This is a genomic window from Mesorhizobium sp. WSM4830 (assembly GCF_055811495.1).
On the sequence record NZ_JBVVQI010000109.1, the window covers coordinates 1 to 626 of the forward strand.

A 626-nucleotide genomic window follows, 5' to 3' on the forward strand; every position below is an offset into this window, starting at 1 on the left:
TGGATGACCACTCTGCATTACACGTCAGGCGGATCAGGCACGGAAATTGCACAAGCCGGATTTAACCTGGCTGACGTTTCATCCGTTGACCAACTCAATGCGCTGCCGGACGGTATGAAAGGCTTGGTCTATCTGAACGAAACCGACGGCGTAACCCAATCGTTTATCGACAAGGTCACGCCCTTCATCGGCAATCCGAAGCTGTTCGGATTCTTCCTTGTCGACGAGCCGGATCCCACCGGCCAATGGGGCACTTATGCCTCTGCCGCAAATCTGAAGGCAGAATCCGACTGGATTCATTCCAATGTGCCGGACGGCAAGACCTACATCACGATGATGAGCTTGGGAACGTCGGCGAATCCGGATTTTTCGGGCACGTACAATCCCGCCAATACGGGTATCGATTACTACGGCGTGGATGTCTATCCTGTCCGCACGGATGGCGCGGTCGACTACAACATGATCGACAAATTCGTCGCCGCCGCTCAGGCGTCGGGCATCCCGACGAGCAAGATCGTTCCAGGCTACCAGACGTTTGGAGGCGGCGACTATAACACCGACATGGGTGGCAAATATGTCGTGCCCACCGCCGCCCAGATGGAAACCATGATGGACCACTGGGCCAA

Annotated in this window: 1 pseudogene; it reads left to right on the forward strand. The window is 55.8% G+C overall.

Going from position 1 to position 626, the window contains the following annotated elements:
- Positions 1–626, forward strand: a pseudogene (locus tag AC0L2Y_RS34565) (calcium-binding protein); the annotation flags it as partial.